Here is a 23,337-nt window from a genome sequence, read left to right as displayed (position 1 = left end):
GAATGAGCAATAGAGAGGGAAACAATTTAACAAATCAAAAACAGGTAGAGAAACTATTTTCTCTACCTGTCTCTATATAAATAAATTATGCTTGTGAATTTACAAGGATTTTAATATGGTTTCGCTCTTTCATTAATGCTTCGAAGCCTTCTGTTACGACTTCCTCAAGAGCAATTCGTTTTGTCACAAGTTTTTCAGCAGGGAAGTAGCCTTGTTTCATTAATTCCATAACTGCTGGGAAAATATCGCGATAAGCAATAATACCTTTTACAGAACGCTCTGTTAGTACGATATTGTTAGGAAGAATAGAAGCTGCATTTTCCCAAATTGAAACGATAATTGTTTCACCTTCAAATGTTGTTGAATCAATCGCTTGCTGTAATACTACAGGAACACCTGTTACTTCGAATGCAACATCTACGCCACCATTTGTTAATTCATGTAGACGAGCTACTGCATCCTCATCTTTAGGATTTATAACTGCTGTAGCGCCTAGCTCTAATGCTTTAGCAGCACGCTCTGCCGAAAGTTCTACCGCATAAATTTCGGCTGCTCCAGCTGCACGCAATGCCTCGATAACAAGAAGACCGATTGGCCCAGTACCAAAGACAGCAGCTGTATCGCCAGCTTTTAGTTTGCTTTGACGAACTGCATGTAATGCTACTGCTGCTGGTTCAACAAGTGCACCTTGTTCAAAGGAAAGACCCTCTGGCATTTTATGTACCATTTTTTCATCTACCATTGTATATTCAGAGAAACCTCCGCCACCGCCAGAAAGACCGTGGAATCCTAAATGCTTACAAATATTGTATTTCCCTTTTTTACAAGCGGCACATTCGCCACACGCAAGAATAGGTTCTACAACGACAGGATCTCCAACTTGTACCTTAGTAACACCTTCGCCAATTTCTACTACTTCACCAGAGAACTCATGTCCCATAACGATTGGCGCAATATCTTTACTTACATAGTGAGGTTGTTCCACTGGAATGAATATTGGGCCAGCTGCGTATTCATGTAAATCACTACCGCAAATCCCTGTCCAATGTACTTTGATTTTTACTTTCCCAGATGAAATTACTGGTTCTTCAATGTTTTCTACACGGATGTCTTTTGCTTTATACCATCTTGCTGCTTTCATAATAAGTCAACCTCCTCTAGTTTCTTACATTTTTATCGTAACATATGGTAATTCTTCAATTCATTAGTTTGCAATGAATTGACATAAAAAATACTAATTCTTAGCTTCTTCCCAACAACATTATAGTATTTTACTTGTCGGAAAAATAATAAACATCAAATAAAATGTCAGGTGTGCTGACTAACCATTTTTATACATTCAATTAATTCGAGGAGGCTGACTTCCGCTACGGGCTACTCGCTTTGTTGGTGACGCTTCGCTTTCGTACGGAAAAATAAGGAAATATTAAATGATAATGGAAATTAATGGTCCCTCACCGTTAATAAAATTAGCTCGAATCAAAATAGTATTAAAATTATGTTTAACTACTGAAAAAATTCAGACTAAATTATGATAGAAGCTCACCATAGAGAGACAGTTTCGAAACTCCCCACAAAATAGGGCTTTTCTCTACAGGTCTGAGGCTTTTTTTTATTGCATATTCACAGTATTTCGAGTAACTTTGATAAGGGCTTCGCTACAGCCATGATAAAAATATAAAATTATGTTCATGCTTGAGATAATAGGACGTTAATATACCTGGAGTTCGAATCATGATACAATGTGAAAGATGTTAGGAGGAACGAATTATGTCAAAATATACTGATTATAATTTTCAGCCATTTTTGCAGGACGCAATTGCAAAACTTGGCTTTACAGAACCAACGCCGATTCAAAAGGAAATCATTCCGCTCATATTAAAAGGAAAGAGTGCAATCGGACAAGCGCATACAGGGACGGGAAAAACACATAGTTTTTTAATTCCGATTGTGCAACGAATTAATGCTGACAATCAGGAAGTACAAGCTGTTATTACGTCACCTACACGTGAGCTTGCACAACAAATTTTTGATGCGTTAAATCAATTAATAGAAGGAACAACGATTCAAGCGAAACTATTTATTGGAGGTACGGACAAACAACGCTCCATTGATAAATTAAAAACGCAACCACAAATTGTTGTCGGGACGCCAGGACGTATTCGTGATCTAGTTGCAGCGCAAGCGTTATTTGTGCATACGGCACAAATGTTAGTTGTCGACGAGGCAGATTTAGCCTTCGATATGGGCTTTATAGAGGAAATCGATGGTTTTGCTTCCCAAATGCCAGAAAAGCTTGAAATGTTTGTATTCTCAGCAACAATTCCAGAAAAGCTTCAGCCTTTCTTAAAGAAATATATGGAAGCTCCTGTTCATATCCATATGAACGATAAACGCCCGGTCGCAGAAGGAATTGACTTTGTGCTTGTACCAGTGCGATCTAAATCACGTAATAAACGTTTGTTGGAAGTTATTGAAGGAATCAATCCATTTTTAGCGGTAATTTTCACCAACACTCGTAAAACAGCAGAGCACGTTGCTGGCTACTTAAATGAAAATGGGATTCGCTGTGGTCAAATACATGGTGATTTAAGTCCACGTGATCGTAAGAAGATGATGAAGCAAATTCGAGAATTGGACTATCAATATATCGTTGCAACAGATCTTGCAGCGCGTGGTATCGATATTCAAGGAATTTCACATGTCATTAACTACGAAATTCCAGAGGACTTAGAATTCTTTGTTCATCGTGTGGGACGTACAGCGCGTGCAGGTAATAAAGGAACTGCTATCACTTTGTTTGAGCCATCAGATGAGGATGCAGTAGTACGTGTTGAGAAGATGGGCATTCCATTTGTTCAAAAAGACGTAAAAGATGGCGAATGGTCTGAACTAAAAGATCGCCATGCACGTAAAAATCGTGTGAAGCATGAAAATGAAATCGATGCGAAGGCTAAAGCATTAGTGCGTAAACCGAAAAAAGTAAAACCAGGCTACAAGCGTAATATGAAATGGGAAATGGATAAAATTAAAAAACGTGAACGTCGTATAAAAGCTCGCGGTAAAAAATAAGGAGGCATTCAAATGCTACTTGGATCTCATGTTTCAATGAGTGGAAAAGAAATGCTGCTCGGATCAAGTAAAGAGGCACTTTCTTATGGGGCAAATACCTTTATGATTTATACAGGAGCACCGCAAAACACTCGTCGTAAGGCAATTGCTGATCTTAATATTATGAATGGTTTACTACACATGAAAGAGCATGGCATGACAAATATTGTTGTCCATGCTCCATACATTATTAATATTGCGAACACAGAAAAACCTGAAACTTTCCGTCTAGGTGTAGATTTTTTACAGACTGAAATCGAACGAACAGCGGCGTTGGAAGCAACACAAATTGTGTTGCATCCTGGTGCCCATGTCGGTGCGGGAGCAGACGCAGGGATTGCCAAGATTATTGAAGGTTTGAATGAAGTACTGTCACAGGATTACCCTGTACAAATCGCATTAGAGACAATGGCGGGAAAGGGAACTGAATGTGGTCGTTCTTTTGAAGAACTTGCTAAAATTATAGATGGCGTAACACATAATGAACGTCTTTCAGTATGCTTTGATACGTGCCATACGCATGACGCTGGTTATAATATTGTAGAAGATTTTGACGGTGTCTTAAATGAGTTTGATAAATTAATAGGTGTTGATCGTATCAAAGTCCTGCATATTAATGATTCAAAAAATGTTCGTGGTGCAGGAAAAGACCGTCACGAAAATATTGGCTTTGGTCATATTGGCTTTGATGCATTAAAGTATGTTGTCCATCATCCACAATTAATGGAGATTCCTAAAATCCTAGAAACACCATTTGTCGCATTAAATAGTGATGCCAAATCAAAATCGGCTCCTTATAAACATGAAATTGAAATGCTTCATAATGGAGAGTTTAAACCAGAGTTAATCGACGCTCTAAGAGGATAAAATAAAACAGCCCGAAATCAGCTGCATAAGACTGATTTTCGGGCTTCTTTTATCTTCATTCAGTAAATGTAATTGTAGCGAAAGAGCAGCGACAGCTACAATTTAGCTAAGGCGAAATTGATTATTTCGTAAACAATGCAATTAGTTGTCTGGAACGCTTTCTACCTAAAACAGCTTCAACCTCTACAAGAATATCTTTTGGAATACCTAAAAAGAGCCATGAAAATGAGAATTGCTCCAAATAAGGCCGGAGTTTTTTTACTTCAGAAGTAGTAATTTCAAATCCTTCAGAACGTGCAATCGCAACAATTTCCTTATCATTACTTTGTGTTAATTGCTGTAAAAATTGAATACTCAAAGCTAATCCTCCTTTTAAAGTTGTTTAATCTTTTGAACAAAATCAATCTTGTGAAAGTCATGACAGCTATAAAAATCCTTCACATTAAAGATCAAAATCAATGAAAACAGTAGAATAGCAATCTTATTTTCTTTACAAATACTGTACTTTCATTTATACTTACAACTTGTTAAATCGTAATGATTTTGAATTAGAAAGAAGAGAACATACATGAAAAAACCATTAATTGACATTGAAAACGTGTCATTTCAATATGACTATACGCAAGTATTAAAAAATATCTCTTTCCGTGTGGAAGAGGGCGATTTTTTAGCACTTCTTGGTCCGAATGGTTCAGGGAAATCTACATTATTAAAAATTATTTTAGGGTTACTAAAACCAATGTCTGGAGAAATAAAGCTATTTGGTGAACCAAGTTCAACTTTTAAGCATCGTGAATGGATAGGGTATGTGTCCCAAAAATCGAATGCCTTCAATTCAGGGTTTCCAGCAACCGTACAAGAAGTCGTGAAGAGTGGATTATCCAAAAAATTAGGATTATTTAAAAGACCTGGACGAGATGCAAAGGAAAAAGTGTTAGAAGCATTAAAAGCTGTTGGCATGGAAGCATTTATGAATCGTAATATTGGTGAGTTATCTGGTGGGCAACAGCAACGTGTCTTTATTGCAAGGGCATTAGTTAGTGAACCGAGGTTATTAATATTAGATGAACCAACTGTCGGCATTGATCATGAGAATGTGCAGTCCTTTTATGATATGCTGGCGGAATTGAATCGGGAACAGGGAATTACAATGATTCTTGTTACACACGATGTTGATACAGTGTCGAATCGTATCAGTCATGTGGCATGTTTAAATCAAACCATACATTTCCACGGTTACAAAAATGAATTTGATACAATTTCTCACGATGCGCTTAATGCTTGGTATGGCCATTCTGTGAGAAAGATTCACTAGAAGGAGAAGGCAAATGATTGAAGCAATATTTAACTATGAATTTTTACAAAATGCCTTTTTCTCTGGGCTATTAATTGGCATATTGGCGCCGCTGCTAGGTGTTTTTATTGTCGTTCGAAGGCTCTCGCTTATTGCTGATGCCTTGTCACATGTGACACTGGCAGGTATAGCGGGAAGCTTATATATCAGTCAATCTGTTACAGCGTTGGCAATGCTAAATCCAATTTACTTAGGCATATTGGCCTCTGTCAGCGGTTCGATTTTAATTGAGCGTCTTAGACGTTTATATAAGCACTATGAAGAGCTTGCTATTCCTATTATTATGTCAGGTGGGATTGGTATTAGTGCTATCTTTATCTCGCTTGCAAGCGGCTTTAGCACTGATTTAATGAGCTATTTATTTGGTTCGGTGTCAGCTGTATCACGACAGGATTTATGGGTAGTAGTAGGGATTGCTGTTGTTGTCATTGTCTTTTTGTTTATATTTTTTAAAGAACTTTTTGTTTTATCTTTTGACGAAGAATATGCAAAAGCAAGTGGTCTACCTGCACGTTGGATTCATCTCTTATTTATGATTGTTACAGCGCTTGTTATTGCTGCAAGTATGCGCATCGTCGGCATTTTACTTGTATCATCACTTATGACATTACCAGTGGCTGCTGCAATGCGACTTGCAAAGGGCTTTAAGCAAACAATTATCTATGCAATTGTCTTTGGCGAAGCGGCTGTGTTAATCGGCTTAGTTAGTGCATTTTATTTAGATTTAGCACCTGGTGGTACAATTGTCGTTACTTCTATCTTAATTTTGTTACTTGTTATACTAGTGAAGAAAATAGTATTTAAAATGGCTACAAAACGGGAGGAGGTAGCGCAGTGAACGTTTCTAAAGCGTGGGAAATTTTAAAAGAAAACGGCTATAAAAAAACAGATAAGCGGGAGTTAATATTAGATATGTTTGCAGCAACAGACAAATATTTAACTGCTCGAGATTTATTAGGTGTTTTGAAAAAAGATTTTCCAGGTATGAGTTTCGATACGATTTATCGCAACCTTGCAACGTTTGTGAAGCTAGGAATACTGGATGAAACTGAGTTATCTGGGGAGCGTAATTTCCGTATGCATTGTGAGTCTGAACATCATCACCATCATTTTATTTGTATGGATTGTGGCAATGTTAAGGAGCTAAACCTCTGCCCTATGGAGATGCTTGGAGAAAAGCTGCCAGACTATGAAATTGAAAATCATAAATTTGAGATCTACGGTAAATGTCCAGAGTGTAGGCCTGAAACTTTTTAAAATTTATGATGTTATATTTAAAGAAAGGGGTAATTCCAAGTGAGGTTTCACTAAAGGATTACCCCTTTTATCGTAATTATGTTGTTCTACTAGAAGCTTCAATTCACCGACTATTATTGTTCTTATCCTAATAATCTATGATTGTTGTGTGAAAGGAGATGGTAGTATATCCGCTAGTCATTTGAAAAGATTTATCATGGGAATTTGCCTTCTTTCGCAAATAATAAAAAAGACGAATGATTACTAAAAATCATTCGTCTTCTTTATATTATTGATGTTTTTGTTGGAATTCTACCATAAAGTCACGTAATGCTTCACAAGCCTCTAACGGTACAGCATTATAAGTAGAAGCACGGCAGCCTCCTACAGAACGGTGTCCATTAAGTCCAACGAATCCTGCTGTTTTTGCTTCAGCAAGGAATTGTTTTTCAAGTTCCTCATCAGCAACACGGAAAGTGATGTTCATTAAAGAACGGCTTTCTGGTGTTGCATGACCTTTATAAAATCCGTTGCTATTGTCAATGGCATCATAAATGACTTTTGCCTTTAACTCATTATGCTTCTCAATTTCTGCAACGCCGCCTTTTGATTCTACCCATTTTAATACTTCACCTAACATATAGATACCGAAAGTTGGTGGTGTATTGTATAAAGAGTTGCTATCAGCATGCGTTGAATATTTTAATATTGTAGGAATGTTTTTATTCGCTTTCTCTAACAAATCTTTGCGAATAATGACTACTGTTACACCAGATGGACCAAGATTTTTTTGAGCCCCTGCATAAATAAGACCGAATTTACTTACATCAACTGGTTTAGAAAGAATATCACTAGACATATCTGCAATTAACGGTACATTTCCTGTTTCAGGGAACTCTTTCCACTGTGTACCGTAAATCGTATTGTTTGAAGTGATATGCACATATGCATCCTCTTCAGTGAATTGAATATCTCCTAAAGCTGGGATATTACGGTATTGGTTTTCTTTTGTACTCGCAGCTTCTACAGGCGTACCAAATAATTTAGCCTCTTTGATTGCTTTTTCAGACCATGAGCCTGATAATACGTAACTTGCTTTTTGATCTGCCTGTAGGAAGTTCATTGGAATCATCGTAAATTGAAGACTAGCTCCACCTTGTAGGAAAAGGACTTCATAGTTTTCTGGGATAGCATAAAGCTTTTTCAATAATGCAATTGCTTCATTATGTACTTCATCGAAAATGGCACTACGGTGGCTCATTTCCATAATAGACATGCCTGAGTCACGGAAATTTACTAATTGTTGTTGGGCTTTTTCTAATACTTCTAGTGGTAGTGCAGATGGGCCTGCGTTAAAATTGTATGCTCGTTGTGTCAAAGTGGTACACTCCTTGTTTGTTTTTATAAGGTTAAACCTTATTCATAGGTTATTTATTTCCTACTAATTAGTTATTGAATCTATCATGCTATTACTGTCAGTTCAAAATCATCTAGCAAACTTTTTCATTTAAGATTGAGAAGTATTTACTGACCGTAAAAGGGGATAAAAGCACTTTACTGGATTATAACTCAATTTTCAAGAGAAAAAATAAAATTCTCACTATTCGAGCAGAATAGTGACAGGCTAGCAACAAAATGTACACAATTGAGTTAAATTTATAATAGCTGTTGAAGTTTAAACACGAACAAATAGATGCATAGATGTGTTTATGCGGGTTAATACTTCGTGATTTAATACAGTGCTTAACCGATGGTATTATAAAATGTTCGTGTTTGTTTATATGTGGAATGACTTCTTCCCAAATATGTACTCGCCTACATATTCCTCTTCAGAAGGACACATTCCGTGGGTAGGTCTGTGCCCGGAGAGGGTGCGTATTAAATATCGTGAAGGGAAGATTATATATTGGACGATATTTTTCTAACCTTTCACAAAACCAATTAACTTTCGGTATAATGAACTGTGAATACGGATTTAAGGGGTGTTTTAATGTTTACAATAGAAGAGGTATGTTTAGTTGTAGTTGATGTACAAGGGAAGTTAGCGACAATTGTTGATGAAAGTGAAGCGGTGATTGAAAATGTGGCCAAGCTGGTACAAGCTATGGAAGCATTGGAGATACCAATTTTATGGCTTGAACAAAATCCTAGTCGTTTAGGTGGGACAGCGTTAGAGATTGCTCAGCATTTTAAGGGGCAACAACCAATCGCTAAAATATCTTTTAGTGCGTGCCAAGAACAAGATTTTGTAGATGCATTGAAGGCAAGTGGTCGTTCGCAATTTATTGTGACGGGTATCGAAACACATATTTGTGTCTACCAAACTGCTCGACAGCTAAAAGAGCAAGGATTTGAGGTTGAAGTGGTTGCAGATGCAGTGTCGTCTCGTACAAAGGTCAATAAAGAGGTTGGGCTTGAGAAGATGAAAGCACTTGGAATTTTACCAACAAGCGTGGAAATGATTTTATACGAGTTACTACAACGTGCAGATCATCCACATTTTAAAACAGTGTTACAACTCGTTAAATAAAAAAAACTCATCAAATTGAACTGCGCCCCAATTGTTAGACACATCTAACAATTGGAGGTGCAGTTTTTCTATGGCTAAATATACTGTAGAAGAAAAATTACAAGCAGTTGAGCGTTACTTAAATGGAAATGAAAGTGCTAATAAAATAGCTAAATCTTTCGGGACTGATAAAATGGCAATTTTTAAATGGGTTAAACAATATGAATACAATGGTGTTGAAGCTTTTATTCAACCATATACAAATTACACACCAACGTTTAAAATGGATGTACTAAATTTTATGATTGAAAATGGTACGTCCTTAAACGAAACGGCAGCGATTTTTAAGATACCTGCCCCTTCAACAATTAGTGTTTGGAGAAAGCAATATGAAACACAAGGATTAGGTGCCTTTCAATCAAAGAAAAAGGGGCGTCCATCCATGAAAAAAGAATTCAATAAACAGCCGAAACAAGCACCAGTTGAAGGCTCTACCGAAGCACTTGAAGCACGTATTAAACAACTAGAAATGGAAAATGAGTATTTAAAAAAGTTGAATGTCTTAGTTCAAAACAAGGAAAAATCACCAAACAGGACAAAGCACAAGTAGTCTATGAGTTAAGGCATAAATATTCGGTGAGAGCACTTGTAAAACTCGCTGGCATTCCAAGAAGTACGTACTATGATTTAGTAAAACGTATGAATCGACCAGATCCAGATGCCGATTTAAAAGCAGGAATAAAGGCGATATATGAAGAACATGAAGGGCGTTATGGCTATCGCCGTATTCGTGACGAGCTTGCGAATCGTGGGCAAAAAGTAAATCATAAAAAAGTGCAGCGTATCATGAAAGAGTTAGGTTTAAAATGTTTAGTACGTATGAAAAAGTATAAATCGTATAAAGGCAAAGTTGGTAAAATTGCGCCAAATATTTTAGACCGCAATTTTAAAGCAGCTGCCCCAAATGAAAAGTGGGTAACAGATATTACGGAATTTAAACTATTCGGTGAGAAGCTTTATTTATCGCCAGTGTTAGATTTATTTAACGGGGAAATTATCACGTATACAATTGGCTCTAGACCAACCTATTCACTTGTTTCAGACATGTTGGACAAAGCGTTCGAACGTTTACCTGAGCACAACCAGTTACTCATACATTCCGATCAAGGTTGGCATTATCAAATGGAAAAATATCGTCGCGCCCTAGAAAAAAGAGGGATTGTTCAAAGTATGTCTCGTAAAGGAAACTGTTACGACAACTCAGTCATGGAGAATTTCTTTGGAATTATGAAATCTGAATTCCTTTACATAAAGGGAATTTGAAAGTAAAGAGCATTTTAAAATAGAGTTAGAAAGATATATCAATTACTATAATACGAAACGGATCAAGGCAAAACTAAAAACGAGTCCGGTGCAATACCGAACTCATTTTACCCAAGCTGCCTAATGAAATAACCGTGTCTAACTTTTAGGGGTCACTTCAAAATGATGAGTTTTTTTTATTAAGCAGGCATTTCAGTTGGTGTTGGTTTTGCGTAGCCTTCTTTATATGTGTCATCAATTTTTTGACGAATTTCTTTGAGGTCCATACCGTCTTTATGCATTTTTGCAGACTGTACAGCAATTTCTAGGCAAACGAGACAACGGGTACCGTGATCATCCCAGACAATTGTTCCATCCTCTCGTTTTTCTTCAATAAAGCAGTTTAAATTGCTTTTATGTCCAACTGATTCGCCACATCCACAATAGCAGGGCATCCACTCTAAAATTTCTGTAGATTGTCCAGCGATTTGATACACTAAGCGAATATCTTCTGATTTATTATTTAAAAATGATGGTAAAACATCAGCTGATGCAGTCTCCTCCTGAATATCTCCAGAAGCATGTGCATGTTCTTCATGTGAAGCTTCTTTTTGTGTTTCATGCTGATTTTTTTCAACAACTTGTTTATCTACACCACAAGCACTTAACACTAATAACGACAAGGCAAAAATAGATAGAATTTTTTTCATCAAAAGCGCCTCCTACATGTTTACAATACTTCCATTATAACATTGTTCGCTAAAAACCTTACAAGGAGGCAAGTGAAAATCAATGAAATATATCTGATCCGCGTGTTTTGTTCATGAAATGTTCCATTTTCTCACTCAGTAATTTTTTCAAGAAGAAACCAAATAAAATGAAAATGAGCCAGAAGAAAGATAAAAAGGCTAGATCAACCCATACCTTTGACCAAATAATACCACCAACTGCTTCGCGCATCATTCCAATTGCATAAGTGAAAGGAAGAAATGGATTTATCATTTGGAAAAATCGAGGTAGTAATTCTACTGGATATGTGCCACCAGAACCTGCAATTTGTAGCACTAACATGACAATGGCTAACGCCTTGCCAACATTTCCGAATACGGATACGAGCGTATAGACAATCGTAACGAACACTAAGCTAATAAATAGCCCAAATGGAATAAAGAAGGAAGGAGCACTAATGGACCCATCTAAAATAACAATATCTCCTATTGTAATAATGAGCGTTTGAATAAATGAAAAAGTTGCAAATGTTAATAAACGTCCAAAGTATACTTGGCGAATACTGTATTGATCATTATTGTGAATATTTACAGATAAAAGAGAAATTAATAATAAACAACCAACCCAGATGGAAAGTACAGTGTAAAATGGTGTCATAGCTGTTCCATAATTAGCAATTGGAAACATTCTATGTTCCTGAAGCTTTATAGGCTCCTCAAAGAAATCCCGCTCAGCGTTGACGTCGTTTTTCAATAATTGAACGATTTCAGAAATATCAGCTTCACTTTCTAATGTTCTCAGTTTGTCTGCAAGGGCTTTAATTTTTGTACTTAAAGCAGGGAAATTTGTTTGTACTGTACCAATTGTCTTATTAGCTGTGGCTAACATATTTTTAGCATTTGTTAAACGATCTGTTGCTTGAGGCAGAAAACCTTTTACATTCGTAAGCATAGTTGATGCATTTGTTAATGTGTTTTTGGCAGAAGCTAACGTCGTATGAATTTGTGGCTCTAACTGATCGTTATAATGAGTAAGGAATTGCTGGAGATTGGTAGAAACATTTTGCGCAACGCTTTGAACATCAGCAAGGTCTTTTTTTATCGTTTCGACATCTATCGTATTTAACTGCTGTACTTTACTTGAGATGTCCGTTAGTAATGTATTCAGTTGATTTAAAGCGGTTAGAGAGCTAAAAGCATAATCAGTAAAACTAGGATTTGCCTGTAAATCTCCACGTATAGCTTCAAGTTGTTCAATTATTTTATTGTTAGTTAGTAAAGTATTCACTTCTTCAGAATTGCTTTGCTGTAGTAACGTCTGGATGTTTTGAATCTTGTTTTCAAGCTGTTTACGAGTCGAAGCATCAGCTTGTGTTAATTTTTGAAGCGCTTCAATTGTTTGGATGCTAGTAGTTACTTTCTCACGAGATGCATCTAACTGGTTTTTAATTGTATCTTTTATTTGTGCAATGGTAGCTGAATCCACATTCGCATTTTGAAGCTTCCCTATTATATCGGTAAATCGTTGAGCAATATTTTGTACTGCTTCTAGATCCTTTTTGATGATAGGGGATAGCTGAGTGAACAATGTATCAGCTTCATTGATCAATTTTAAACCTTGATTGATCGTTGTTAGACCATCATTCGTTAATTTTTCAACTTCGGGAACTTGGGTAATTGTGTGGTTCAGTAATGTCTCAGCTTCTTTTCCACCTTTAGCAGTTTGCGCCAAATATGTTTCGATATCTGGGAGATGATGTTCGATTGTGAAAATATAATTTTCAAATTTTCTAAAGTCGGGAATTTCCCGCTCCATCTCAACACCGACCGTATTAAAAATAGAGAAAAGTGTTCCGTTGACAGTTGAGATAAACTCATTAGAGACTTGTTGCGTCAGGCCGCTTGCACCTTTACTTGTGATTTTGGGTGCGATTGGATTGATTTTTTCATTTACAAAATAATCGATATGCGCTTTTGTAGGCACATTTGACAGTATGGAGGTCAATTTTTGTGAAAAATCACTAGGGACAATAATAACCGCAAAATAGTTCCCATTTTTTAAACTATTTATAGCTTGTTCATGAGAAGTAAATTCCCAAGTAAAGCTTTGATTGGTACTTAAATTGTCTACTACCTCGTTACCAACATTAATATCCTCGCCCCTAACATTCGCGCCTGTGTCTTCATTGACAACAGCAATTTTCATGTTGGCAGTATGGGCATAGGGATCCATAGAGGCGTAGATATTAAGCCACGCATAAAGAGAAGGTAAAAAAATGAGCCCACCAATAATGACAGCAACTACCCAGTTTGTTAAGATATTATGGATATCACCTTTATAGATTTGAAAAATATTTCGGATAGTGTGTTTCATTTCATTTAACCACTCCACATTCGTATTGAGCATTGTATATGTATGTTTCCAAATATGGGCCGAATTATGTTTGAATTATGAAAAAACTCATATTTAAAGACTAATTAGTTTACTAGGATTTAAAAACCATTTATAATCAATCGCGAATACACTAAAAATAGGGTTTTTTAGTGTGGAAAGGGAGGAATACATTCTCGTGAAAAAACTACTAATTATTGGATCAGTAATTGTTTTGTTATTTGCAGCAATTATTGTGCTAACAAAGGTCTCGAACAATAGCAAATTAGCAAACGCAGAGAAACTTTATGGCGACAAAGAACTAAAACAAGAAACAATTGATCAATTGGATGATGAAAATTACCAAAATATTATGCTACCAGACGAGCTTGAAAAAAAATTAAAAGCTGGTGAAGATGTAAATGCTTATTTCTTCAGTCCAATTTGTGTGCACTGTCAAGCTTTTACACCGGAGTTAATGCCAATTGCTAAGGAGCTTGGTGTTGAAATTGCACAATTAAATGTATATGAGTACGATGAATTATGGAATAAATACAATTTTAAACAGACACCAACTTTTATTCGCTTTGAAGGTGGTAAAGAAGTTAGTCGTTTTGTAGGTGCATTACCGGAAAAAGATTTACGTGCATTTTTTAATAAAGAAGTATTAAAAAAATAAGCAAAGTTGAGACTGTATCAAAAATTATTTTTGATCAGTCTTTTTTTAACTTCTTTAAACAGATGTTTTTCGTACCGAAAGCGTAGCGACAAAAGTCTTCCAATTCTATAGCTGAAAGAAGTTAAAGCCTCTGCCAATCCCGGACGCAACTATGCCGAGGCATAATTGATTTTTGTAGTGTATACTAAATATACTGAAGAGTTATACATTGGGGGAATATTGAATGACAATGGATGATTATTTTTATAATGGAGAGCTAATGAAATGCTATGAGGCGGCTAAGCAAGTTACAGATGAAAATGAGAAAGTGGTAGCTACTAAATATATTAAATTATTAGAAGAGTATGATTTTTCGAGTTATCCAAAACCTACGCTGACTGTGGAAACCCAACATGCAGAACGAGCAGATGAAAGTTATCCTGAATCGGATGCCGTCGTCGAAATTCGTGCGATAAAAGATGAAGCAGAGTTTTTCAATCGTATTAAAGAACTCGAGGAAGTAGCAATAACAGGCACTCCAAATGAAAAGGCACTTGCATTTTTTACACAGGGTGAACTGTTTTTGTTTGCACATCATTACAACGAGAGTGTTCATTGTTTTAGACAAGCAGTAAAAGAAAACCCTAACAAGGCGTTATATTGGGGGATCACAGGTCAAACGATGCACCGTTTTGGATGGATGCCATTCGATGCGCTTGGCTACTTAGAGCAAGCTATTAACTTAGATCCAAATAATGCACGTTGGAAATGGAATAAAGCACTTGTTCTTATACAATTAGCGAAGGATTTGCAGATGGCACCGTTTATGGCAAATGCTGCGATGACATTGGAAGAGTCACTAGCAGTTTGTGGCGAGCACCAGCGGTCATTGAAAGATGCTATTCAAAATACAATAGATAATATGGATAGTTATGTATTTTCATAATATATATTAGATGTCTCAATGAGTTGAGGCATCTTTTTTTGTGCTGAAATCTGACCTGAGGAACGAGGCAAAAAGTATCATGTCCTGTAAAAAATATCTTAAATCCATCACCTGTTGTTGCTGTCGCTCCGTTACACTGCGCATGCGCACTGTCGCTCCGCTGTGCAGTTGTTACTTCAAGTGGCTCATTAGATGTCTACATGATAACGCTCAGTCAAACGTAATTAAACAAATTTTAAAATAAAAAGCCTGTTTCTTTGTTATTTATGCCTATTTTCATTCGGCTTTGAGTTTTAATGGAAAAGTTTATATTTCGTGGTAATACTATGGTATAATTATTCCGGAAATTTTTGTTATTTATGATTAGAAGAACTAATAGCTGAGTGAAATCAGTTTTCGATTTGGTAGTAAATAGAGTTAACAGTATATTTGTGAAAATTTATCAGGTCAAAGGAGGGTAGTTGAATGTGGAAATATAATGAGGATTTTTCATATGTGAGACACGGTATTCAATTCATCATATTCTCAATGATTTTCGTAACCGCAATCGGATTAGGTGGTGATGAATTTTATGGAGTATTTGGTAAGGAGAACTATGTTACGATTCATTTGATGATGGAAATTTTCATCATTGTAGTGACGATGTCTATCTCAATTCAGACATGGTTAATATCACCGTATATTTTATCTAATAGAGGCCTCTATGTTGGCGCATTGTTTTTAACAATTAGTTTCATAGAAATGGCGCATACACTCAGCTATAAAGGAATGCCGTTCTTTATAACTGATAATACACCGTATGTGGCAACTTGGTTTTATATACTTGGTCGATTACTATTATCGATGGGTTCTCTTTTAATATTTTTTATCAAGGAGAAGGAAATTAAATTAATTTATCGCTGGTTCATTTATAGTTTGCCATTTGTCGTAATCATTGGTTGTTTTTGCGTCCTCTATGCCCAAACACCTATTTTGCCATCCCTTATGATAGAAGGTGAAGGTCCTACTGTTTTAAAAAATACTCTACAATATACGGCTGTAGCACTTCAATTGGTAATTATAGGCCTACTGTGTAAAAATTTTAAGAAAGCACCAAAAATAATATTTTTACTAGTAGGTAGTTCGATTTATTTAATAATGAGCGATTATCTTTTTACAATTTATCAAGATGTTTATGATATTAAAAACTTCATTGGACATATTTTTGAGTTAGGTGCATATTATTTTTTATTTAGAGCTATTTATTTTTCATCGATTGAAAAACCGTTTAAGCAGTTAATTGATACACAAGAGCATTTAGAAAAATCTCGTGAAAAGATGCATTACATGGCTTACCATAATGAGATTACAAATTTGCCAAATGAACGTTTTTTAATGGAAACTTTAAAAAAAGATTTATACATATCTAAATCACAAAAGGCAATACTTGCTATCGGTATAGAGAGAATTTCTGCTATTAAAGCGTCTTTAGGTAGTACATATGCAGACCAAATGATAGGCCTAATCGCGCAAAGATTGAAAAATGTTTTATCGGAGAAGCATTTACTATGCATGCTGAGAGAAGACTATTTTGTCGTGTATATTGATGAGGTGAGCAATACCCATCAATTGACCCAGCTAAGTCAACAGCTTCAATTGGTCATGGAAGAATCATTCCAAATACAACATTTTTCTTTAAATAGTCAATTAAATATTGGTATTGCTTTATTTCCAACAGATTCTTATAGGGAAGAGGAACTCATTAGATTTGCACTTTATGCTATGCATGAAGCACAGAAAACGCCAACACGTATACGGTTTTATGAGTCTTCAATATCTAAAGAAACGACTGAACGACTTTTATTAGAAAATGATTTACATGATGCTTTAGCTAATCAAGAGCTTTTTTTAGAATATCAACCGCAACTTGATTTACATACGGGTCAAATTAAGTCGGTAGAGGCCTTAGTCAGATGGCAGCATCCAAAGAAGGGTTGGATTTCGCCGGGAGTCTTTATTCCAATTGCAGAGGAATCGGGATTAATTATTCCTATCGGACAATGGGTACTAGAAACAGCCTGTCAACAAGTAAAGAGATGGGAAGCGGCTGGATTGCCACCAATTAAAGTAGCGGTCAATCTGTCATTAGGTCAACTTTTCCAGCAAAATTTAGTTGAAATAATTCATAATGTTCTTGAGAAAGCACAATTAGAGCCTAAATATTTGCAACTAGAAATAACAGAAAGTATGACGATCAATATCGATCATATGACGACGATCTTACACAAATTGAAGGCACTTGGGGTTACGATTGCGGTAGATGATTTTGGGACGGGCTATTCATCATTGTCATATTTAAAGGATTTCCCTATAGATTGCTTAAAAATTGATCGGTCTTTCGTTCAGAAAATACAATCGAACTCTACAGATAAAGCATTGGTAGATATGATTCTCTCTATGGCAAAGCATCTACAGTTAAAGGTAGTCGCAGAAGGAATAGAAGAGATAGAACAGTTATCATATCTAGTAGCAAGCCAATGTGATACCGTACAGGGCTTCTTATTTAGTAAACCAGTATCTCCAAGAACATTACAGGAGAACTATCAAACGCTTCATAATGAAGCAAAGTATATTTTGGATTCAATTATTGCATCTAAAGTATAAGGTGAGCATACATTGCAGACCTAAACGTTACCCGTTTCTTTATATTCTACAATCATGGTATGATAGTGTTGAAATGATTTGTAGATATAAAGGACGGGTTTTTTGATGGCACAAGAAGCGGCAAATAAATTTATTGAAAATGTATGTAATCATTTAGTGCGCAATATGAATATTACGAAGGTTGAGGAGCACTTTAAAGCGGCAATAGAGCTGCAGCGTAAATCAGCACAATCTCAAGTTGATTTTTGGGATATGTTAATGATGAATATGCTGTATTTTACTGAAAATGAGCAAGTTTGGGAAAAAGAATTTTTGAAGATGCTCGAAAAGAAAGAGTGGTTAAAGACCACTGTACTTGAGGAAGAGCTATTGATGCATCAAATGCGTATTCGTCAGCAGGTCGCGGAACAAATGGATGCCGCTAAAGAATTGTTTCATCAACAGTATGTGACAGAAAATGTGACAGAGGAAGATATTGTTTACGATTATGCGTATAGCTCTGCTGGACATTCCATGCGCGTAGATTTATTAACAGTACTTGTCTCAACACCAGAGCAATCAAAAGTGCTATTTAACGCAGATCCACAAGAAACGATTCGCATAATTAACGGCTATATTGCTTATCACACGGATGGGATTATTAATAAAGTGAAACTTTAAAATGCATTCGTGACCATCATCTTGCGTTGAGTTTTCGTACATAAAAACATCGTGTTCCAAGTGACTTACCGTATTACTTGGGAAAGCGCCGGATTGGAAAGAGATCAATCAATCGTTATGGTGATAAGTCTATAGAAAAAGCTATTTAGGATAACGGAGCAATTCTGTTATTGTCTAGATATATTTTGCAGTATAATATGGTGACACTAAGTTCACCTGAAAGGAATTTTATAATGAATACACCATTTACATTTAAACATACACAACCAACGAATATGGACCCAAATAAAAAATATCCAGCGATTTTTTTATTACATGGAATGGGGAGCAATGAAGACGATTTACCACAATTAGTACAGGGTTTTAAAGAGCAATGCCATGTTTTTAGCTTACGTGGACCTATTGCGCAAAAGCCTGGCTATGCTTTTTTCACAATCCAGGAGGTCGGTAAACCAGACCGCGAAATTTTCGATAAAGTATTAGTGGCTCTACAACGATTTGTTCTAGAGGCTATTGATGAATATCAAATTGATCCACATAAAGTGTATGTTCTTGGATTCAGTCAAGGGGCAGTTTTGGCACAGACACTTGCTTTTGCAATGGGGAATTTAATTACAGGAATAGTAGCATTAAGTGGCTACACGCCAAAATTCGTAACAGAGGAATATGCAATTCGTCCAGTCAATCATTTACATGCATTTATTTCCCACGGTGATTATGATTATGTCATCCCGTCACAATGGGGCGTAGAAAGTAAAGAAAAGTTTGAGCAATTTGGTGCTACTGTGACATTTAAACAATATCCAGATGGTCACGGTGTGACACCAGAAAATTTACGTGATCTAACTGCATTTTTAGCACAGGAATTACAAGATAATATTCAATAATACTGAAGCCGAGACACGAAGGATGTCTCGGCTTTCATGTTATCGAAACCTATTTTGTCAATGAATTTAAGTTGTTATATAAAAAAATATAGCTCTTCGGCAAAGCGAGGGGGTGATTTCCGTTCCGACTGAGCGCTTTGTCGCTGCCGCTTCGCTTTCGCACAGAGCAGAGCTTCCTGGGGGCGTCCGATGAGCCGCTTCACTGCGTTGCTCGTTCCAGGGTCTCGGGCCAACAGATGTTTTCTGCGCGAAAGCGTAGTGCAACGAAGCGGCAGCAGCACCGATGTTGGTCACGAAGGCGCTATCACAGGATGTGATGCTTTTAGCCTTCGTTCCTCTATTGCTGATCCAAAAGGAGTCGCTCAGTCTCCACTCCAATCAACCTCTTTGGACAACAAGTGATTTCTAGTGTTTTATTCTAATTAATAGTGATAAAACAAAAATTCAGTTACAAGAGTAGCAACGTAGCGGTTCGATGTTTACTCACAGGATATCTGGAACGGTACACACCTTCTTGAAAAGTCACGAGATTACAAAATTTTCTAGATAATATTGTTTACAACTACTTAAAAACCGAGACAGTGTATGATGTCTCGGTTTCATTTTGTATAATAGCCCAATATTATTTTGATAAGCTTCGATCTTTGTCAGTCACGGCAGTTACTGCATCGTGAATCGTTGTTTCAAAATGATTGCTTTGTAATGAAGATACACCTTGGATAGTTGTCCCACCTGGAGAACATACTTGATCTACAAGTGCCCAAGGATGTTCTTGTGATTGTAAAATCATTTTGGCACTGCCGAGTACTGCATTTGCCGCAATATCAAGGGCCATGTTTTTGGGCATCCCTTCACGTACAGCAGCGCGTGCTAAAGCGTCAATATACATATAGGTGAATGCTGGTGAAGCACCACCAATCGTTGTAAATATAGAAAATAAATGTTCAGGCACCTCGATAATCGTGCCAACTGTTTCAAATAGGGAATTGACAAGCTGAAGCTGCACATCCGATACTTGTTCACTCGCTGTAAAGCAGCTTGTTGAAGCACCGATAAGTGCATTAATATTTGGCATTACACGAATAATAGGGGTAACTTCAGATAGGTAACCTTGTAAATATGTTATATTTTTACCTGCAGCGATGGAAACAATAACATGGTTATTTTGTAAATGCTTTTTCATCTCTGGTAAAACATCTGGTAACATTTGGGGTTTGACACCGAGGATAATGACGTCACATTTTGACATAATATCTTCAATAGAGCTTGCGGCTTGAATACCGTAAGTGGTTGTTAATTTTGTTGTTTTTGCTTTGGTACGATTATAGCCATAAATTAAAGTAGGATCAAAATCTCCGCTTTTACACATTCCTTTAATAATAGCTGTAGTCATATTTCCAAGGCCGATAAATCCGTATTTCACGTGTTAGACACTCCTTCATATAGTTAAAACATACACCTTAGTATAGAGTAGATTGTTTTGCTTGAATAGTAATATGCAATGAATCAAGCCGATTAGGTTCAAATTCACGTCAGTCGGTGGTATCATAGAAGATGCTGTGAATGAACGTATATCTCTATGTAGAATATAAAGAGTAAAGAAAATCATGTACTTTATGTGAACATTGAGACAGACTTTATCTAAAAGAGGTAGAATAATATTTTGATATGCTTACTTCTTTCAGCAATGTTTTCGTAACGAAAGTGCAACGGCAGTTACAAATGTTTTTTGTAGCGAAAGCAAAGCGCCTGCTAGAAATCTCCTACCTCGAGGTGGTGAGATGAATGCGGTTTTAAGTTTCTTTGCATTGGATGTTAGGCATCGGCTGAAATAGAGGAACTTAGGCTAAGAACTTCAGATCCTATGGAAACGCCTAAGTGACCAACATCAATTGGCTTAAAGCCTTCGGAGCAATTATGCCGAGGCATAATTGATTTAATAATTTGTTGCTTTCTATGGTAAAGCGTGTAGAAATTAAGAGAGAAAAGGAATTAAGATCAATGGAACATAATCTAAAAACGGAGCCTAAACTACAATCTTCCAAGAAGTCATTGGAGAAGTCCACACGTTCTACTATTTTAGCGCAGACAGTGAAAACGGGAATCATTAAATCTAATTTAATTCCTATGTGGGCTGGATTAACGCTAGGTATGTACAAAAATAAAATGACTTTCGTAGAAAATATACCTGAAATTATTTTCTCGACGATTGGCTCTGCACTTGTGATTGGTGCTGCAGGAGCATTTAATAATGTGTATGATCGCGACATTGACGCAATCATGCCTCGTACACAAAGTCGACCGACTGTAACGGGTGAAATGTCAGCTAAATCAGCATTAGCGTTAGCTTTTGCCATGCTCATTATCGGGGCAGCTGTTTTGGCACTTGCTTCACCACTAGCTGCAGCCTTCGGTCTCTTAGGGGTATTTTTATATGTAGTACCCTATACAATGTGGACAAAACGACGTACGATTTATAATACGGAAATTGGGAGTATAGGAGGGGCGATTCCGCCATTTATTGGTTGGGCTGCTGTTTCTACTGATATTACACACCCTGCGATCCTTGGCCTGTTTTTAGTGATGGTCATTTGGCAGATGCCTCATTTCTATGCCATCGCTATTCGTAAGCATGCTGATTACGAAGCGGCCAACGTTCCAATGCTTCCTGTTGCAAAAGGTATGCGACGTACTTATTATCAAACGAACTTTTATTTAATCTTATTGATTTTATCAAGCTTCTTATTCGGCACTTTAAGTGTGGGCATTATGCTTGTTGCACTATTGCTAAGCATTGCATGGCTTGTTATGAGTATTTACGGTTATCGTAGTAATAAAGATCAAACAAAGTGGGCGACAAAAATGTTTGTTTTCTCACTTATCCATATGACAATTTTATTTACAACTGTTATTGTGTACTCTTTAGTAGGTGTTATTTTTAAATTATATTAAAGCTTTACTTTAGCACGAAAAGCCAACAGATTTTTCTATCTTGTTGGCTTTTCCTTTTACACCGAAATTATTTGACGACTTGGCCATTCTAATGCATGTAATTGCCCCCCAAAAACAGCTCCGCCATCAATACCAATTATATTATTTTCACCAAAATAGACACTATAATCTGTTGGATTTTGGTGAAGTCTATAGGTAGGTGTATGACCAAAAATCACCGTTTTTTCGCCTTGATAACCTCTATGAAATTCTTCACGTATCCATAAAAACTCCATAGGATCTGTCTCTGCCATAGCTACTCCAGGTACTACACCGCCATGTACAAAAATGGTGTCCTCTAATTCGATGTAAATATCAAAGGTTTCAATAAGTTGTAAATGTTCTTCGAGCTTTGGTAAGGTTTGAATAAAGCTAGGTAATGTATCGTTTTCAAGGGCTTCCTTAAAATCGTCTAATTGATAACCGTAGCTTGCGAGTGTTGCATCGCCACCGCAAAGTCCCACCCAATGATTCCACGGCTTAGGATGGCCAGAGCGACAGGCTTTTAGCATAATGGCTTCATGATTTCCTAAAAGAACACGTGCACCTTTTGCCTGTAATTCCGCCACTAAGTTTAAAACACCACAAGAGGCAGGTCCTCGGTCAATATAGTCACCAAGTAAAAATAACCGATCTTCCATTGTATCATAATTAGCTTTCATTAATAATTCTTCCAAAAGTTCTAATTCCCCATGTATATCACTAATTGCTAGTATTCGTTCCATTAAAAAGCATCCTTTCCAGTATTAGAGAAGCTATTTTAAAGTATAGAGAATAGTTTTACAAATTTCGACTAATGTAACTTTTAACCAAAAGATTGATTGTAAAGATATCACTTTGCATGATCGTTTTCTAGTTTCCTTTTATCATATGACGAAGTGATTCCATTATCTTATTCATTCGTCTATAGTGTAGGAATAGCGAGGGGAGAGTGTTAGCTATAGTCAGTTCAATACGTATATGAAAAAATATAGGGCTGTCATTTTCACGTGCATTTATTTTGTATCAACAGCGCTAGAAGAGGTGAGTGGGAAGTCATTAAAGAAAGTGATATAACAAATGCAAGGGGAATAT

At 36.5% G+C, this 23,337-nt stretch carries 19 protein-coding genes and 1 pseudogene; 13 read left to right on the top strand and 7 right to left on the bottom strand.

Features of this window, described 5'->3' with window-relative positions:
• Positions 1-85: 85 nt before the first annotated feature.
• Positions 86-1,141 carry a 2,3-butanediol dehydrogenase gene (locus tag ACQKMI_RS01095; RefSeq protein WP_427486796.1) on the bottom strand — a complete coding sequence of 352 codons (1,056 nt, stop codon included), beginning with the start codon at positions 1,139-1,141 and terminating at the stop codon, positions 86-88.
• 629 nt (positions 1,142-1,770) lie between these two features.
• Here ACQKMI_RS01095 and ACQKMI_RS01090 point away from each other — a divergent pair.
• Positions 1,771-3,072: a DEAD/DEAH box helicase gene (locus ACQKMI_RS01090; protein ID WP_427486795.1), complete on the top strand. Its 1,302-nt coding sequence runs from the start codon at positions 1,771-1,773 to the stop codon at positions 3,070-3,072.
• Positions 3,073-3,084: 12 nt separating this feature from the next.
• Positions 3,085-3,978: a deoxyribonuclease IV gene (locus tag ACQKMI_RS01085; RefSeq protein WP_427417236.1), complete on the top strand. Its 894-nt coding sequence runs from the start codon at positions 3,085-3,087 to the stop codon at positions 3,976-3,978.
• Positions 3,979-4,099: 121 nt separating this feature from the next.
• On the opposite strand, the gene ACQKMI_RS01080 is transcribed toward ACQKMI_RS01085, so the two are convergent.
• Positions 4,100-4,336, bottom strand: a complete 237-nt coding sequence (locus ACQKMI_RS01080) for a Nif11 family protein (RefSeq protein ID WP_323651624.1) — start codon at positions 4,334-4,336, stop codon at positions 4,100-4,102.
• Positions 4,337-4,546: 210 nt separating this feature from the next.
• Between ACQKMI_RS01080 and ACQKMI_RS01075 the strand changes: the two genes are divergently transcribed.
• From ACQKMI_RS01075 to ACQKMI_RS01065, 3 genes are read left to right on the top strand one after another with little or no spacing between them, the layout of a single operon-like run.
• Positions 4,547-5,293, top strand: a complete 747-nt coding sequence (locus ACQKMI_RS01075) for a metal ABC transporter ATP-binding protein (protein WP_427486794.1) — start codon at positions 4,547-4,549, stop codon at positions 5,291-5,293.
• A 13-nt stretch (positions 5,294-5,306) separates the two neighbouring features.
• Complete coding sequence (locus ACQKMI_RS01070; RefSeq protein WP_427417238.1) at positions 5,307-6,170, top strand: metal ABC transporter permease; 864 nt, start codon at positions 5,307-5,309, stop codon at positions 6,168-6,170.
• Positions 6,167-6,589, top strand: coding sequence for a Fur family transcriptional regulator (locus ACQKMI_RS01065; protein WP_427486793.1), 423 nt, complete (start codon positions 6,167-6,169; stop codon positions 6,587-6,589). The genes ACQKMI_RS01070 and ACQKMI_RS01065 overlap by 4 nt, the downstream gene beginning before the upstream one ends.
• A gap of 268 nt (positions 6,590-6,857) precedes the next feature.
• Here ACQKMI_RS01065 and serC read toward each other — a convergent pair whose 3' ends face one another.
• Positions 6,858-7,946, bottom strand: coding sequence for a 3-phosphoserine/phosphohydroxythreonine transaminase (gene serC, locus ACQKMI_RS01060; protein WP_427486792.1), 1,089 nt, complete (start codon positions 7,944-7,946; stop codon positions 6,858-6,860).
• A 612-nt stretch (positions 7,947-8,558) separates the two neighbouring features.
• Between serC and ACQKMI_RS01055 the strand changes: the two genes are divergently transcribed.
• Positions 8,559-9,098 carry a hydrolase gene (locus tag ACQKMI_RS01055; protein ID WP_427486791.1) on the top strand — a complete coding sequence of 180 codons (540 nt, stop codon included), beginning with the start codon at positions 8,559-8,561 and terminating at the stop codon, positions 9,096-9,098.
• A 70-nt stretch (positions 9,099-9,168) separates the two neighbouring features.
• A pseudogene (locus tag ACQKMI_RS01050) lies at positions 9,169-10,524 on the top strand (IS3 family transposase).
• Positions 10,525-10,579: 55 nt separating this feature from the next.
• Here the strand turns inward: ACQKMI_RS01050 and ACQKMI_RS01045 are convergent.
• Together ACQKMI_RS01045 and ACQKMI_RS01040 are read right to left on the bottom strand one after the other, a co-directional pair.
• Positions 10,580-11,089 carry a PCYCGC motif-containing (lipo)protein gene (locus tag ACQKMI_RS01045; RefSeq protein ID WP_427486790.1) on the bottom strand — a complete coding sequence of 170 codons (510 nt, stop codon included), beginning with the start codon at positions 11,087-11,089 and terminating at the stop codon, positions 10,580-10,582.
• A 79-nt stretch (positions 11,090-11,168) separates the two neighbouring features.
• Entirely contained in the window at positions 11,169-13,481 is a 2,313-nt protein-coding gene (locus ACQKMI_RS01040) for a YhgE/Pip family protein (protein WP_427486789.1), read from the bottom strand.
• 196 nt (positions 13,482-13,677) lie between these two features.
• On the opposite strand from ACQKMI_RS01040, the gene ACQKMI_RS01035 reads away from it, so the two are divergent.
• The 5 genes from ACQKMI_RS01035 to ACQKMI_RS01015 all read left to right on the top strand — a co-directional run bounded on the left by ACQKMI_RS01035 (position 13,678) and on the right by ACQKMI_RS01015 (position 19,272).
• A complete protein-coding gene (locus tag ACQKMI_RS01035; RefSeq protein ID WP_427486788.1) occupies positions 13,678-14,157 on the top strand; it encodes a thioredoxin family protein in 480 nt (159 codons plus the stop codon).
• Positions 14,158-14,380: 223 nt separating this feature from the next.
• Positions 14,381-15,082 carry a tetratricopeptide repeat protein gene (locus ACQKMI_RS01030; RefSeq protein WP_427486787.1) on the top strand — a complete coding sequence of 234 codons (702 nt, stop codon included), beginning with the start codon at positions 14,381-14,383 and terminating at the stop codon, positions 15,080-15,082.
• A 465-nt stretch (positions 15,083-15,547) separates the two neighbouring features.
• The gene (locus tag ACQKMI_RS01025) at positions 15,548-17,725 is read left to right on the top strand and encodes a bifunctional diguanylate cyclase/phosphodiesterase (protein ID WP_427486786.1); all 2,178 of its coding nucleotides are present in this window, start codon (positions 15,548-15,550) and stop codon (positions 17,723-17,725) included.
• Positions 17,726-17,830: 105 nt separating this feature from the next.
• The gene (locus tag ACQKMI_RS01020; RefSeq protein WP_427486784.1) at positions 17,831-18,385 is read left to right on the top strand and encodes a hypothetical protein; all 555 of its coding nucleotides are present in this window, start codon (positions 17,831-17,833) and stop codon (positions 18,383-18,385) included.
• Between the two features lie 233 nt (positions 18,386-18,618).
• Positions 18,619-19,272, top strand: a complete 654-nt coding sequence (locus tag ACQKMI_RS01015) for an alpha/beta hydrolase (protein WP_427486783.1) — start codon at positions 18,619-18,621, stop codon at positions 19,270-19,272.
• Between the two features lie 622 nt (positions 19,273-19,894).
• Here ACQKMI_RS01015 and proC read toward each other — a convergent pair.
• Complete coding sequence (gene proC, locus ACQKMI_RS01010; protein WP_427486782.1) at positions 19,895-20,695, bottom strand: pyrroline-5-carboxylate reductase; 801 nt, start codon at positions 20,693-20,695, stop codon at positions 19,895-19,897.
• A 578-nt stretch (positions 20,696-21,273) separates the two neighbouring features.
• On the opposite strand from proC, the gene cyoE reads away from it, so the two are divergent.
• On the top strand, positions 21,274-22,224 hold the full coding sequence (gene cyoE, locus ACQKMI_RS01005) for a heme o synthase (protein WP_427487325.1): 951 nt from the start codon (positions 21,274-21,276) through the stop codon (positions 22,222-22,224).
• Between the two features lie 56 nt (positions 22,225-22,280).
• Here the strand turns inward: cyoE and ACQKMI_RS01000 are convergent, their stop codons facing one another.
• Positions 22,281-22,988 carry a metallophosphoesterase gene (locus ACQKMI_RS01000; protein ID WP_427486781.1) on the bottom strand — a complete coding sequence of 236 codons (708 nt, stop codon included), beginning with the start codon at positions 22,986-22,988 and terminating at the stop codon, positions 22,281-22,283.
• Positions 22,989-23,337 lie beyond the last annotated feature (349 nt).

The sequence above is a fragment of the Lysinibacillus sp. NPDC097214 genome, from assembly GCF_050277945.1.
Taxonomy (GTDB): domain Bacteria; phylum Bacillota; class Bacilli; order Bacillales_A; family Planococcaceae; genus Lysinibacillus; species Lysinibacillus xylanilyticus_B.
This window is presented reverse-complemented; position numbering and strand designations above follow the sequence as displayed.